Annotated in this window: 11 protein-coding genes and 1 pseudogene; 7 read left to right on the forward strand and 5 right to left on the reverse strand. The window is 67.6% G+C overall.

Annotated features, from left to right (window positions below; genetic code table 11):
- Nucleotides 1–9: 9 nt before the first annotated feature.
- The 7 genes and pseudogenes from V8Z74_RS26240 to V8Z74_RS05900 all read left to right on the forward strand — a co-directional run.
- A pseudogene (locus tag V8Z74_RS26240) lies at nt 10–1,140 on the forward strand (CoA-binding protein); the annotation flags it as partial.
- A 316-nt stretch (nt 1,141–1,456) separates the two neighbouring features.
- Entirely contained in the window at nt 1,457–2,173 is a 717-nt protein-coding gene (locus V8Z74_RS26245; protein ID WP_502879465.1) for an acetate--CoA ligase family protein, read from the forward strand.
- 40 nt (nt 2,174–2,213) lie between these two features.
- A complete protein-coding gene (locus V8Z74_RS05880; protein WP_349708482.1) occupies nt 2,214–3,221 on the forward strand; it encodes a Bug family tripartite tricarboxylate transporter substrate binding protein in 1,008 nt (335 codons plus the stop codon).
- A 43-nt stretch (nt 3,222–3,264) separates the two neighbouring features.
- Nucleotides 3,265–4,653 carry a DUF1254 domain-containing protein gene (locus tag V8Z74_RS05885; protein ID WP_349708483.1) on the forward strand — a complete coding sequence of 463 codons (1,389 nt, stop codon included), beginning with the start codon at nt 3,265–3,267 and terminating at the stop codon, nt 4,651–4,653.
- A complete protein-coding gene (locus V8Z74_RS05890; RefSeq protein ID WP_349708485.1) occupies nt 4,650–6,020 on the forward strand; it encodes a DUF1254 domain-containing protein in 1,371 nt (456 codons plus the stop codon). Before V8Z74_RS05885 ends, V8Z74_RS05890 begins: the two co-directional genes overlap by 4 nt.
- 1 nt (nt 6,021) lies before the next feature.
- The gene (locus V8Z74_RS05895; RefSeq protein ID WP_349708486.1) at nt 6,022–7,275 is read left to right on the forward strand and encodes an alkyl sulfatase dimerization domain-containing protein; all 1,254 of its coding nucleotides are present in this window, start codon (nt 6,022–6,024) and stop codon (nt 7,273–7,275) included.
- A 92-nt stretch (nt 7,276–7,367) separates the two neighbouring features.
- A complete protein-coding gene (locus V8Z74_RS05900; RefSeq protein WP_349708487.1) occupies nt 7,368–8,360 on the forward strand; it encodes a Bug family tripartite tricarboxylate transporter substrate binding protein in 993 nt (330 codons plus the stop codon).
- 168 nt (nt 8,361–8,528) lie between these two features.
- Here V8Z74_RS05900 and V8Z74_RS05905 read toward each other — a convergent pair whose 3' ends face one another.
- From V8Z74_RS05905 to V8Z74_RS05925, 5 genes are all read right to left on the reverse strand, one after another.
- Complete coding sequence (locus V8Z74_RS05905) at nt 8,529–9,266, reverse strand: amino acid ABC transporter ATP-binding protein (protein WP_066476066.1); 738 nt, start codon at nt 9,264–9,266, stop codon at nt 8,529–8,531.
- 25 nt (nt 9,267–9,291) lie between these two features.
- On the reverse strand, nt 9,292–9,963 hold the full coding sequence (locus tag V8Z74_RS05910; protein WP_066476064.1) for an amino acid ABC transporter permease: 672 nt from the start codon (nt 9,961–9,963) through the stop codon (nt 9,292–9,294).
- A 2-nt stretch (nt 9,964–9,965) separates the two neighbouring features.
- A complete protein-coding gene (locus V8Z74_RS05915) occupies nt 9,966–10,718 on the reverse strand; it encodes an amino acid ABC transporter permease (RefSeq protein WP_066476062.1) in 753 nt (250 codons plus the stop codon).
- Between the two features lie 117 nt (nt 10,719–10,835).
- On the reverse strand, nt 10,836–11,735 hold the full coding sequence (locus V8Z74_RS05920) for a transporter substrate-binding domain-containing protein (protein ID WP_066476060.1): 900 nt from the start codon (nt 11,733–11,735) through the stop codon (nt 10,836–10,838).
- Between the two features lie 423 nt (nt 11,736–12,158).
- Entirely contained in the window at nt 12,159–13,109 is a 951-nt protein-coding gene (locus V8Z74_RS05925) for a LysR substrate-binding domain-containing protein (RefSeq protein WP_174522909.1), read from the reverse strand.
- Nucleotides 13,110–13,259: the final 150 nt, after the last annotated feature.

The following is a 13,259-nucleotide window of genomic DNA, read 5'->3' on the forward strand; positions in this document are numbered from 1 at the left end:
GAAACGCAGATGCAGGAATCTCCGGACTTCGACTTCGCGGGGCTAGACGCACTGTTTGCGCCCCGCTCGATTGCCATCGTCGGCGCCACCGATTCGGTGGAGCGCATCGGCGGCATTCCGCTCGACTATCTGCTGCGCTTCGGCTACACGGGCCGGCTGCATGCGGTCAACCCGCGTGCCGCCACGGTGCAGGGCCTGCCCGCGCATGCCCGGCTGACCGATATCGGCGAGCCCGTGGACCTGGCCATCGTGGCCGTGCCGCAGGCCCATGTGGCCGCCGTGCTCGAGGATGCGGCCGCGGCCCGCGTGCGCTCCATGGTGCTGTTTTCCTCCGGCTTTGCCGAGATCGGCGCCGAGGGCGCGGCCGCCCAGCAGGCTCTGCAAAAACGCGCCCGCGAGGCCGGCATACGCCTCATAGGCCCCAACTGCCTGGGCTTCATGCGGCCCGGACACCAGACCTATGCCACGTTCTCGCCCGCGCCCAACGCGGGCCGGGTCCGGCCCGGGCGCATCGGCCTGGTCAGCCAGTCGGGCGCCTTCGGTGCGTATGCCTACAGCCTGGCGCGCGAGCGCGGCCTGGGCCTGTCGCTGTGGGCCACCACCGGCAACGAGGCCGACGTGCAGCTGGCCGACGGCCTGGCCTGGCTGGCGCGGGACCCGGAGACCGATGTCATCATGGCCTACATGGAAGGCTGCCGCGACGGCGAGCGGCTGCGCGCGGCGCTGGCCCTGGCGCGCGAGCGCGGCAAGCCGGTGGTCATGTTCAAGGTGGGCACCAGCGAACTCGGCGCCGCGGCCGCGGCCTCGCATACCGCCTCGCTGGCCGGCAACGACGCCGTCTATGACGCCGTGTTCCGCCGCTATGGCGTGCTGCGGGCCCATACCATCAGCGATTTCTTCGCGCTGGCGGCCAGCGCGGCCATCGCGCCCCGTCCGCGCAACCGCTCCATCGGCATTCTCACCGTCTCGGGCGGCGTGGGCGCCCTGATGGCCGACGATGCCAGCGCTGCGGGGCTGGACGTGCAGGCCCTGTCCGAAGCCGCCCAGCGCCAGCTGCGCGAATGGGTGCCCTTTGCCGCGCCGCGCAATCCCGTGGACATCACGGGCCAGGTCACCAACGACATCTCGCTGCTGGAGCGCAGCGCCGAGCTGATGATGCAGGACAGGAACTTCGCCAGCTGGCTGGGCTTCTTTGCCGCCGGCGGCCTGTCCGATGCATTCTGGGCCGTGCTGCGCGCCCTGGTGGAGAAGCTGCGCGCCGCCCACCCCGACACGCTGCTGGCCATCTGCACGCTGTGCTCCGACGCGCGCCGCGCCGAGCTGGAGGCGCTGGGCTGCCTGGTGTTCTCCGACCCCAGTGCGGCCATACGCTGCATTGGCGCCCTGGCCTCGCTTCCCCCCCCCTGCCGGGCAAGGCGGCGCCGCGCCGGCACCGGCAGCAGCGGCCGGGCCGGCGGTGCGTCTTGCGCCGGGCGGGCTGTCCGAGGCGCAAAGCATGGCGCTGCTGGCCGAGGCCGGCGTGCCCGTGGTGCCCCACCAGCGGGTGCAGACAGCGCAGCAGGCAGCCGATGCGGTCCAGGCGCTGGGCGGAGCGATTGCCCTGAAGGTGGCAAGCGCCGATATCGCGCACAAGTCCGAAGCCGGCGGCGTGGCCCTGGACCTGCGCACCGCAGGCGATGCACGCGCGGCCTTCGAGCGGATCGTGGCCAGCGCGCGCCAGGCATGCCCCGGCGCGCGCCTGGAAGGCGCGCTGGCGGCCCGCATGGTGCACGGTGGCGTGGAATGCATCGCGGGCGTGCACCGCGATCCGGTCTTCGGCCCGGTGCTGATGTTCGGCCTGGGCGGCATCCATGTCGAGATCCTGCGCGATGTCTCCCTGCGCGTGCTGCCCGTCACGCGGGAAGACGCGCTGGCCATGGTGCGGGAGCTGCGCACCTTTCCCATCCTGGCCGGTGCGCGTGGCAAGCCGCCCATGGACCTGCAGTCGCTGGCCGATGCGCTGTGCGCGCTGGCCGGCTTTGCCGAGCGCGCCGGCGACACGCTGGCCAGCGCGGAGATCAATCCGCTGATCGCCCGCCCCCGCGACCAGGGCGGCTGCGTGGCGGTCGATGCGCTGGTGATGGGCGCGCCCGTCGCCACCGCTGCCGCCACTGCCTGTACGGCGGCGGCATGACGCCTGCGCCGCTTTTCTGTCTTTTGCACGGAGGAACCGCATGACCCGTCCGAACACCTTCTCCCGGCGCGCCTGCCTGCTGCAACTGGCCAGCCTGGCCCCCGCACTGGCCCTGCCAGCGGGCGCGGCCCGCGCCCAGGAGGGCTACCCCAGCAAGCCACTGCGCATCATCGTGCAGTTCGCCGCCGGCGGCTCCGCCGACATCCTGGCGCGCACGCTGGGCGACGGCCTGTCCCGGCGCCTGGGCCAGCCCGTCATCGTGGAAAACCGCAGCGGCGCCGGCGGCATCATCGGCACCGACCATGTGGCCAAGAGCGCCCCCGACGGCTACACGCTGCTGCTGACCGTGCCCGGCCCGATTGCGGCCAACCTCGTGCTCTACAAGAAGCTGCCCTACGACCCGCGCACCGACCTGCGCATGGTCTCCGACATCGCGGGCCAGCGCACCGTCATGGTGGTGCACTCGTCGGTGCCTGCCAGGACGTTTGCCGAGCTGATAGAGCTGGCGCGCCAGGCGCCCGGCAAATACGCCATGGGCTCCTGGGGCCCGGGCACCCAGCCACACCAGATACAGGCCTTCATGGAGCGCAAATACGGCGTGCAGGTGCTGCACGCCGCCTACAAGGGCGAGAGCCCCATGGTCTCGGATCTGGTCAGCGGCATGATCCAGATGACCTCGGGCTCCATCGCCGCGCTCAAGCCCTATATCGATGCAGGCAAGGTGCGCGCGCTGGCCGTGCCCGGCACCACCCGCGCATCCGCGCTACCGCAGGTGCCCACCTTCGCCGAGCAGGGCTTCAAGGACGATGTCTACACCTTCATGGCGCCGACTTCACTGATGGTGCCGGCCAAAACGCCCGATGCCATCGTCGAGCGCCTGGGCCAGGAGGTCGCCCTGGTGGTCAGGCAGCCCGAGATGCTGCGCCGCCTGCAGGAAATGGGGGCCGACCCCATAGGCAATACGCCGGCCCAGGCGGCTGCCGCCTACCGGGCCTATCTGCCCATTGCCATCGCGCTCACCCAGTCCACGGGCGTGCAGCCGAACTGAAGCCTTGCGCCTTTCCCCCCCCTTCTTTCCAAAGGTTGATCCCATGACCCAGTCCGTCCCCTCCCTGCAGCAGGTACGCCAGACCCTGGCCCGCGCCATCGGCCAGACCGCCTTCGTCTACGGCTATCCGCTGACCGAGACCTACCGCACCTGCGCGCTGCAGACCGCGCCGCAGGCCCAGCGCCGCACGGGCAGCTCCACCGGCTCGGACGTGCGCGCGCCGATGAACACGCTGCACCATGCGCCGCGGCCATCGACCCATGAGGACCGCGACGTGGTGACACCGGCCAACGACCTGCTGTACTCCATGGCCTGGCTGAACCTGGAAGGCGGCCCCATGCTGCTCACCGTTCCCTCCTCGGCCAAGCATCCGGGGCGCTATTTCGTGCTGCCCCTGTACGACGCCTATACCGAGAATTTCGAGAACCTGGGTCCGCGCAACTGCGCGCCCGAAGGCGAGACCGTGGTGCTGGTCGGCCCCGGCGGCCAGGTGCCGGCATCGCTGGCCGGGCTGCGCGTGGTGCGCTGCCCCACCCACCTCGTCTGGCTGATCGGCCGCATCCTCGCGGGCGATGAAAGCGACTGGCCCGCGGCCCGCGCGCTGCAGTCGGAAATCCGCCTGGAGCCCGCGCCCGGCACGGCGCCCCATGGGCGCCCCGCCGCCATCGCGCACTGGTGCGGCGAACCCGTGGACGCCATGGCCGCCGCCTTCGAGAACGGCGAGCCGGCCGCCCAGGTGGCGCCGCGCTTTTTCACCAATCTCTGCCAGGCACTGGCCGAGGCACCGGGCCGCATCGAAGACCGCGGGCTGGTGGCCTGGCTGGGCCAGGCCGGCCTGGTGCCCGGCATGCCTTTTTCCTGGGAGGCGCTGGACGAGCCCACGCGCGCCGGCCTCATCGAAGGCTTTGCCGACGGTGTGCAGACGGTGGCCGCCATGGGCAGCAACCGTCGCCCCAAACCCTGGACCATGACGGCCAGTACCGGCCGCTACGGCAGCCACTACCTGATCCGCGCGCGCACCGCCTACCTGGGCCTGGGCGCGCTGGCCACGACCGAGGCCATCTATGCTGCTTCGCACTACGATGCGGCCCTGGAGCCGCTCGACGGCCGGCAACGCTATGTGATGCGCTTCGACGCCGGCGACCTGCCGCCGGCCGATGCCTTCTGGTCCGTCACGCTCTACGACAGCGACCGCTTCCTCTACCCCAACGAGATCAGGCGCCATGCCATCGGCGACCGTACGCCGGGCCTGCGGTACGGCGCCGACGGCAGCCTGGAGATAACGATCGGCCACCAGCGCCCGGCCGACACCGCCAACTGGCTGCCCGCGCCCGCAGGGCGCTTCTACCTCATCCTGCGCATGTACTACCCGCGCGACGGCGTGCAAAGCTGGCGCATCCCGGCCCTGCAGGCGCAGGCGGTGCACGCATGACCGCCGTGGCTGCCACCGCCCCTGCCACAGGCGCCGGGCTGCAGGCCCTGGCCGAAGAGGCCGTGACCTGGGCCTATCCGCTCTACGAGATGCGCCGCATGCGCGCGGCCACCTCGCCCCGACGCACCGAGGCCGGCCAGGCTGCGCCCGAAGGCATGCGCTGGTGCAATCTGTTCACCCACGCGCGCCAGCTGCTGCGCGCCGGCACCAGCCGCGTGGTCACGCCCAACAACGACACGCTCTACACCAATGCCTGGCTGGACCTGGGCGCCGGGCCGCTGGTCATCGACGTGCCCGATACCGCCGGACGCTACTACGTGCTGGGCCTGCTGGACTTCTACACCAACCCCTTCGCCCACATCGGCCCGCGCCTGACCGGCACGCAGGCCCGCTCCTTCCTGGTCACTGCGCCGGGCTGGACTGGCACGCTGCCCGCGGGCTTCGAGGCGCCGGGCGCGCATATCCAGGCGCCCACGCGCTGGCTCTGGGTCATAGGCCGCATCCTGGTGGACGGTCCCCATGACCTCGCGGCCGTGCATGCGCTGCAGAACGGCTTCAGCGTGGCCCCTCTGGCCGACTGGCTGGCCGGCCAGGCGGGAGTCGCGCCCGCGCCCCGGGCCTTTGCACCGGACTGCGACCCGCAGGCCCCGGCCACGGCCGCCCACTTCGCCGCCCAGGTCAACGCCGCGCTGCGCGAGAACCCGCCGCCCGCGACGCAGCGCGAACTGGTGGAGCGCTTTGCGGCCGTGGGCCTGGGCAGTGGCTGCACCGCACTGGATGACGGACAGGCACGGGCGCTGCAGCAGGCGCTGGATGCGGTGCTGCCGCGGCTGCGCAACGCGCAGTCGGGCACGACCCAGCCCTCGGGCTGGGTGCTGCCGCCGCTGGTGCTGGACGGTTTTGGCAGCGACTATCTCACCCGGGCCCAGGTGGCGCTCAAGTACATCGGCATGCTGGACGGGCGCGAAGCCGTCTACCCCATGGCCTGGACCGATGCGCAAGGCCGGCCGCTGCACGGCGGCGCGCGCTACCGCCTGCGCTTTGCGCCCGAACAGCTGCCGCCCGTGCAGGCATTCTGGTCGGTCACGATGTACGACGCACGCAACTACATGCTGGTGGACAACCCCGTGGACCGCTATGCGATCGGCGACCGCACGCCGGGGCTGCACCGCGATGCCGACGGCGGCCTGACCCTGCACATCCAGCACGCGCGGCCCGAAGGCGAGGCCGCGCAGGCCAACTGGCTGCCCGCGCCGCAGGGCGATTTCTACCTGTGCCTGCGCGCCTATCTGCCGCGCCCCGAACTGCTGGACGGGCGCCATGCGCTGCCGCCGCTGCAGCGTCTGGACAACGACAAGGAGACATGAGATGAACGGCAAAGACGACGACAAGCCCTTTTTGCTCGTGGGCACGGGCAGCGAGACCGTGGCCCCGGGGCTGCACATACTGCGCGGCCAGGGCCAGTCCTTCGTGGCCGAGACCGATGCCGGCCTCGTGGTCATCGACGCCGGCCCCGGCGGCTCGGTGACCCAGGGCATGATCGAGAGCCTGCGCCAGCTCAGCGACGCCCCCGTGCATGCGCTGTGCTACAGCCACGGCCACATCGGCTACAACGCCGGTGTGCCGCAGTGGCTCGAGCATGCGCGCCAGCGCGGCGAGCCCGCGCCGCGCATCATCGCCCACCGCAACGTGCCGCGCCGCCATGCGCGCTACCGCGAAACCCATGCGCTGCAGCACCGCATGGCCGAAGTGCAGTTCAACCGCTCGCCCGGCTTCTTCGAGCACCGGCTCACCATGCACGAGCCCACCGAGACCTTCGACGAGCGCCTGGCCATCGGCAGCGGCGAGCAGCGCATCGAGCTGCTCTGGGCCCCGTCGGAAACCGACGACGCCATCGCGCTGTGGAGCCCCGCGCAGCGCGTGCTCTACGGCGGCGCGGCGCTGCTGGACTCCATCCCCAACATCGGCACGCCGTTCCGCACCCTGCGCGATACCGTGCGCTGGGCCGGCACGCTGGAGGCCCTGGCTGCGCTCGGGCCCCGCATCGCCGTGCGCGAATTCGGCCCCGTGATCGAAGGCGAGAATCAGGTGCGGCAGGTGCTGACGCATACGGCCCGCGCGCTGCGCTGGCTGCGCGCCGAAGTCGTGCGGCTGATGAACGAAGGCCTGAACGAGCAGCAGGTGCTGGCCCGCATGCACTATCCCGAGGAACTGTTCGGCGTGCCCTGGATGAAGCCCACCTATGGCGACCCCAGCTACATCGTGCGCGACATCTACCGCTCCGAAAACGGCTGGTGGGACCGCAACCCGACCACGCTGCACCCCGAGCCGCCCGAAGCCGTGGGCGCTGCCGTGGCCGAGGCCATTGCCGACAAGCCCGCCGTCATCGCCAGTGCCCGGGCGCTGGCCGACGCCGGCCGCTGGCAGCTGGCGCTGCACGTCATCGACCTGCTGGCCACGGCCCACGGCGATGCGCCCGAGATCGCGCAGGCGCGCGCGCTCAAGGTCGCCTGGCTGCGCGAGCGCGCCACGCAGGTTGCCAGCTACGTCTCGCGCAATCTCTACAAGGTCAGCGCCGACATGATCGAACAGGGCACGCAGGGCCGGTTCGGCATCCGCTAGCGGCGCGCCGCCGGAGCCGGCGGCCGCAATGAATAACGCCCCTGCTGCGGGGCAGCGAAAAGCGTGTGACCCCATTTCCCAGGAGAACATCCATGATCGAGCAACTGCACTGCCTGCGCCGGGCCCTGGCCCTGGCAGCCGCCCTGGCATCCGCCACCGGCATTGCCCACGCGCAAAGCACCGCCGACTATCCCAACCGGCCCGTAACGCTGGTCGTGCCCACGGCCGCCGCCGGCGGCACCGACACCATTGCGCGCCTGTTCGCCGACGCGCTGGGCAAGGCCATGAAGCAGCCCTTCGTCGTGGACAACCGGCCCGGCGCCAACGGCATCATCGGCGTCGAATACGTGGCCAAGGGACCGGCCGACGGCTACCGGCTGCTGTTCACCTATGCGGCCTCCATGGTGGTCAATCCCAGCCTCTACCGCAAGCTGCCCTATGACCCGCTCAAGGATTTCGCGCCCGTCGCGCAGATCGGCCGCGGCGGCAACCTGCTGCTGGTCAGGAAAAACCTGCCGGTCAACACGCTGAAGGAATTCGTGGCCTATGCCAAAGCCCACCCCAACGAACTCAACTACTGCTCCTGGGGCCTGGGTTCGGGCGGCCACCTGACCATGGAGAGCCTCAAGAAGCAGGCCGGCATCAGCCTGACCCACATACCGTACAAGGGCTCCAGCCCATGCGTGCAGGACATCATGGGCGGCCAGGTGGATGCGGGCTTCGGCGACACCGCCACCACCGTGGAACTCGTGAAGGCCGGCCGCGTGAAGGCGCTGGCGCACAGCAGCTCCGGGCGCCTGCCGTCCCTGCCCGACGTGCCCTCCATGACCGAGGCCGGCTACCCGTTCAAGAACTATTCGTGGTACGGCATTTTCGCGCCGGCCAAGACGCCGCCGGCCATCATTGCGCGGCTCAACGAACAGGTGCTGCGCGCGCTCCAGGAGCCGGCGCTGGCGCAGCGCATGCGCGAACTCAACTTTCCCGACCTGCCGCTGACCACGCCGCAGCAGTTCACGCAAACCATGCGCCAGGACCTGGAAGACTGGAGCCGGCTCGTCAAGGACACGGGCGTGCAGCTGGACTGAATGCCGGCAGCTCCTGAAAGAAGAGCAGCTTGCGCCATACACACAAGGGCTTCAATATAGAAAAGTTCCGAATCCTTTGGCAGACAGGCGCTGGCAGCTCTTCTTTTCAATGTGCCAGCCCAAAAAAAGGCGCTCCGGGGAGCGCCTTTTTTGCGGGTGCCGGCAGCATCAATGCTGCAGGATCTTGTTGAGGAATTCCTTGGTGCGCGGCTGGCGGTTCTCGGGATGGCCGAAGAACTCGTCCTTGGTGCAGTCCTCGAGGATCTTGCCGCCCACATCCATGAAGATCACGCGGCTGGCCACCTTGCGCGCAAAGCCCATTTCGTGGGTCACGCACATCATGGTCATGCCTTCGTTGGCCAGGCCGATCATCACGTCCAGCACTTCGCCCACCATCTCGGGGTCCAGCGCCGAGGTCGGCTCGTCGAACAGCATCACGATGGGGTCCATGGACAGCGCGCGCGCAATGGCCACGCGCTGCTGCTGGCCGCCCGAGAGCTGGCCCGGGAACTTGTCCTTGTGCGCGGTCAGGCCCACGCGGTCGAGCATCTTCAGGCCGCGCTTCTTGGCGTCGTCCGCGTTGCGGCCCAGCACCTTCATCTGCGCGATCGTCAGGTTCTCCGTCACCGACAGGTGGGGGAACAGCTCGAAATGCTGGAACACCATGCCCACGCGGCTGCGCAGCTTGGGCAGGTTGGTCTTGGGATCGTGCACGGCCACGCCGTCGACGAAGATCTCGCCCTTCTGGAAAGGCTCCAGCGCGTTGATCGTCTTGATCAGCGTGGACTTGCCCGAGCCCGAAGGGCCGCAGACCACGACCACCTCACCCTTGTTGATGTTGGTGGAGCAATCGGTCAGCACCTGGAAGCTGCCGTACCACTTGGAAACGTTCTTGAGTTCAATCATTGCAATTCCTCAAACGGAAGCAGGCTTAACGGATGATGGCGATCTTCTTGTGCAGGCGCTTGACGAACCACGACAGCGCATAGCAGATCACGAAGTAGGTCACGGCGGCCGTGAGGTAGGACTCCACGGGACGGCCGTAGTTCTTGCCGGCGATGTCGAAGCCCTTGAGCATGTCGTAGGCGCCGATGGCGTAGACCAGCGAGGTGTCCTGGAACAGGATGATGGTCTGCGTCAGCAGCACGGGCAGCATGTTGCGGAAGGCCTGGGGCAGCACCACCAGACGCATGTTCTGGCCGTAGGTCATGCCCAGCGCCTGGCCCGCGAAGACCTGGCCGCGCGGAATCGACTGGATGCCCGCGCGCATGATCTCGGAGAAGTAGGCCGCCTCGAACGCCACGAAGGTGACGATGGCCGAAGTCTCCGCGCCGATGGGCTCGCCGATGATCATCGGCACCAGCAGGAAGAACCACAGGATCACCATCACCAGCGGAATCGAACGCATGCCGTTGACATAGATGGTGGCCGGCAGGTCCAGCCACTTCTTGCCCGACAGGCGCATCAGCGCCAGCAGCGTGCCGAAGAAGATGCCGCCCAGCGTGGCGATCACGGTCAGCAGAACGCTGTACTTGAAGCCCTTCCAGACATAGTTGCTGAACAGGTCCCAGGAAAAGAATGACCAATCGAGATGCAGATCCATTTTCAGTGACCTCCACCGCTGGCTGCGATCAGACCGGGAACCCGCGAGCGCTTTTCAATGAACGCCATGATGCGGTTGATGACAAGGGCAGAAATCACATAGAGGGCCGTCACGGCGAGATAGACCTCGACGCCTCGCGCGGTTTCCTCCTGTGCCTGCATGGCAAACATGGTGAGTTCGGCCACCGAGACGGCGAACGCCACCGACGAATTCTTGAACACGTTCATCGACTCGCTGGTCAGCGGCGGGATGATGATGCGAAACGCCATGGGCAGCAGCACATAGCGGTAGGTCTGGAACGTGGTAAAGCCCATGGCCATGCCCGCATAGCGCTGGCCGCGCGGCAGGGCCTGGATGCCCGAGCGCACCTGCTCGGCGATACGCGCCGAGGTGAACAGCCCGATGGCGAAGACCACGAGCACGAAGGCATCGAGCTTCTTGAGCGCCGGGAAGATCGACGGGATCACGTGGTACCAGACGAAGATCTGCACCAGCAGCGGAATATTGCGGAACAGTTCGACCCAGGCATTGCCCAGCCGCACGATCCATGGACGGTCCGGCAACGTGCGCAGCGTGCCGACGATGGCGCCCAGCACGAGCGCCACCAGCAATGACAACAGCGATACGGAGACCGTCCACCCCCAGGCGGACAGCATCCAGTCCAGGTAGGTGGTGTCGCCGTTCTTTCCAAAACAGCTTTGCCCGACCTCTTGGGTAATGGTGTCCTGGCAAAACACCTGCCAATCCCAACTCATACGAGCACCTCATTCATCTTTACGGGAGATGCACGGGCGCCGGAGCTGTCCGGCACCCTGCAACAAAAACGCCCCTTCAACAACGGCCGAAGGGGCGCGACCTATTGCCAGGACCTATCAGTCCACCTTGTACTCTTCCATGGGCTTGTCGTTGGGATGCGCCCAGGCTTCCTTGGTGGCGGCCGACAGAGGCAGGCCGATCTTCACGTTGTTCGGGGGAATCGGCTGCATGAACCACTTGTCGTACAGCTTGGCCAGCGAGCCGTCCTTGATCTGGCGCACGATGGAGTCGTCCACGGCCTTCTTGAAGGCGGGGTCATCCTTGCGCATCATGCAGGCGATGGGCTCCACCGACAGCACTTCGCCCACGATCTTGTAATCGCTGGGGTTCTTGGACTTGGAGATGTTGGCGGCCAGGATGGAGCCGTCCATGATGAAGGCGTCGGCACGGCCGGTTTCCAGCATCAGGAAGCTGTCGGCGTGGTCCTTGCCCATGACTTCCTTGAAGGTCAGGCCGTCGGCGCGCTTGTTCTTGCGCAGGGTCTGCACGGAGGTCGTGCCCGTGGTGGTCACCAGCGTCTTGCCGTTGAGGTCCTTGATGCTGTTGATGCCGGAATTGGCACGGGTGGCGATGCGCACCTCTTCCACGTAGGTGGTGTAGGCGAAGGCGGCATCCTTCTGGCGGGACAGGTTGTTGGTGGTGGAGCCGCACTCGATGTCCACGGTACCGTTCTGCACCAGGGGAATGCGGTTCTGCGAGGTCACGGGCTGGTACTTGATTTCCAGCTTGGCCAGGCCCAGCTGCTTCTGGATGTCATGCAGGATGCGCTCGCCCATCTCGGTATGGAAGCCCACGTACTTGCCGTTGCCCAGCGTATAGCCAAGGCCCGAGGATTCGCGCACACCGAAAGTCACGCTGCCGGTGGACTTGATCTTGGCCAGTGTGTCATTGGCCTGGGCAAACACGCTGCCGGCTGCCAGAGCCGTCACGGCGATGGCCAACAAATGCTTCTTCATACGGATCTCCTGATGGTAAGGATGTAAAACGTTCTGTTATTCGACAACGGACTGCCTTGTGGGCGAACGTCACCGTGGCGAATGAACTGCTGACATTGTGCAGTCTTGCAGGCGACAGCACCGCAATCGCGTCTAGGATTTCCCCTAGGTCTCCCCCTCGATGCGAACACCTGTTATGCCGTCTGCACCGACCCTGTCAACCACAGATTCTGCTATCAATTCTGCTAGCGAGGTGCGAACTCTAATGCTTTCACCGGTGAAATAGCCAATGCCGATGATAAAAGGCCTTATGCACAACTTGCATATTAAGTATTAACCCTAGGCATAACATCGCAACAAATTCCCGTCCGTTCCCTCGGGGGAGCCCCCAAAGAAACAAGGGCCCTCGGGCCCCTGCTTGTGGTTGGCGATGCATGCAGCCGGTCAGGCGGCCTTGGAGTCGCCCGTAGCGCTGGCCCCCTGCTCCTTGAGGAAGTTCCACAGCGCCGCAGCACCGCCCTGCGGTGCATCGCCCGTGGGCTTTTCGCGATAGGCACGCACCTCCATGTCCATCTTGAAGCCCGTCATGCCCTCGGGCACGGCGCTCACGAGGCGGCCGCTTTCCAGCTCGCCGCGCACGGCGCTGTAGGGCAGAAAGGCCACGCCATGGCCTTCGAGCACCATGGCCTTCAGGCCTTCGGCCATGTCGGTCTCGTACACGCGCTCCAGATGCACGGCCTCCGCAGCTTCCTTGAGGATGAGCTCGGTCACGCGGCCCAGATAGGCGCCCGCCGCATAGCCCAGATAGGGCAGGGGCTGGCCCTGGCGGCCCGGCAGCTTGTAGATGGGCTGGCCGTCTGCATCGGGCTTGGAATACGGCGCCAGCACCTCCAGCCCCAGGCTCACCATTTCATAGCGTGCAGGGTCCAGCTGGAAAGGCTGGGACGGATGGTAATAGGCAATCAGCAGGTCGCAGCCGCCTTCGACCAGGCGCATCACCGCGTCATGCACGTTGAGCGCGAACAGGCGGCTGCGGAACGAGCCGAACTTCTCGTGCACGGCCGACACCCAGGTGGGGAAGAACGTGAAGGCCAGCGTGTGCGGCACCGCGAAGCCCACCATGCCCTTGCCCGCGCTGACATGGGCGCGCAGCATGCTGCGCGTGCTCTGCAGCGACTGCAGCATCTCCAGCGCCTGTTCGTACATGGTCTTGCCCGCGGGCGTCAGGCGCGTGGGGTAAGAGCTTCTGTCGACCAGGTCCGTGCCGGCCCAGGCCTCCAGCGCCTGGATGCGGCGCGAGAACGCAGGCTGCGTCACATGGCGCAACTGGGCCGAGCGGCTGAAACTGCGCGTTTCGGCCAGGCTGACGAAATCTTCAAGCCATTTGGTTTCCATGGCCGCCATTATCCGCCCAGCTTCGGCCGCCGGCGGAGCCGGCCCGGGGTTCGGGCGCGCTATTTCGGTCCGCCGCCTGCCGTTTCCTTTGCTGCGCACGCCCGCGCCGCGGCAGCTAAGGGAAATGCCTGCGCCATACCCGCAGACGCT

The sequence above is a fragment of the Comamonas sp. w2-DMI genome, assembly GCF_040187735.1.
Lineage (GTDB): Bacteria > Pseudomonadota > Gammaproteobacteria > Burkholderiales > Burkholderiaceae_C > Comamonas > Comamonas terrae.

Excerpts from the sequence above, each read along its gene's own strand:
- V8Z74_RS05880 (WP_349708482.1), top strand. The coding sequence starts at position 2,214 with ATGACCCGTCCGAACACCTTCTCCCGGCGCGCCTGCCTGCTGCAACTG.
- V8Z74_RS05885 (WP_349708483.1), top strand. The coding sequence starts at position 3,265 with ATGACCCAGTCCGTCCCCTCCCTGCAGCAGGTACGCCAGACCCTGGCC.
- V8Z74_RS05890 (WP_349708485.1), top strand. The coding sequence starts at position 4,650 with ATGACCGCCGTGGCTGCCACCGCCCCTGCCACAGGCGCCGGGCTGCAG.
- V8Z74_RS05895 (WP_349708486.1), top strand. The coding sequence starts at position 6,022 with ATGAACGGCAAAGACGACGACAAGCCCTTTTTGCTCGTGGGCACGGGC.
- V8Z74_RS05900 (WP_349708487.1), top strand. The coding sequence starts at position 7,368 with ATGATCGAGCAACTGCACTGCCTGCGCCGGGCCCTGGCCCTGGCAGCC.
- V8Z74_RS05905 (WP_066476066.1), bottom strand. The coding sequence starts at position 9,266 with ATGATTGAACTCAAGAACGTTTCCAAGTGGTACGGCAGCTTCCAGGTG.
- V8Z74_RS05910 (WP_066476064.1), bottom strand. The coding sequence starts at position 9,963 with ATGGATCTGCATCTCGATTGGTCATTCTTTTCCTGGGACCTGTTCAGC.
- V8Z74_RS05915 (WP_066476062.1), bottom strand. The coding sequence starts at position 10,718 with ATGAGTTGGGATTGGCAGGTGTTTTGCCAGGACACCATTACCCAAGAG.
- V8Z74_RS05920 (WP_066476060.1), bottom strand. The coding sequence starts at position 11,735 with ATGAAGAAGCATTTGTTGGCCATCGCCGTGACGGCTCTGGCAGCCGGC.
- V8Z74_RS05925 (WP_174522909.1), bottom strand. The coding sequence starts at position 13,109 with ATGGAAACCAAATGGCTTGAAGATTTCGTCAGCCTGGCCGAAACGCGC.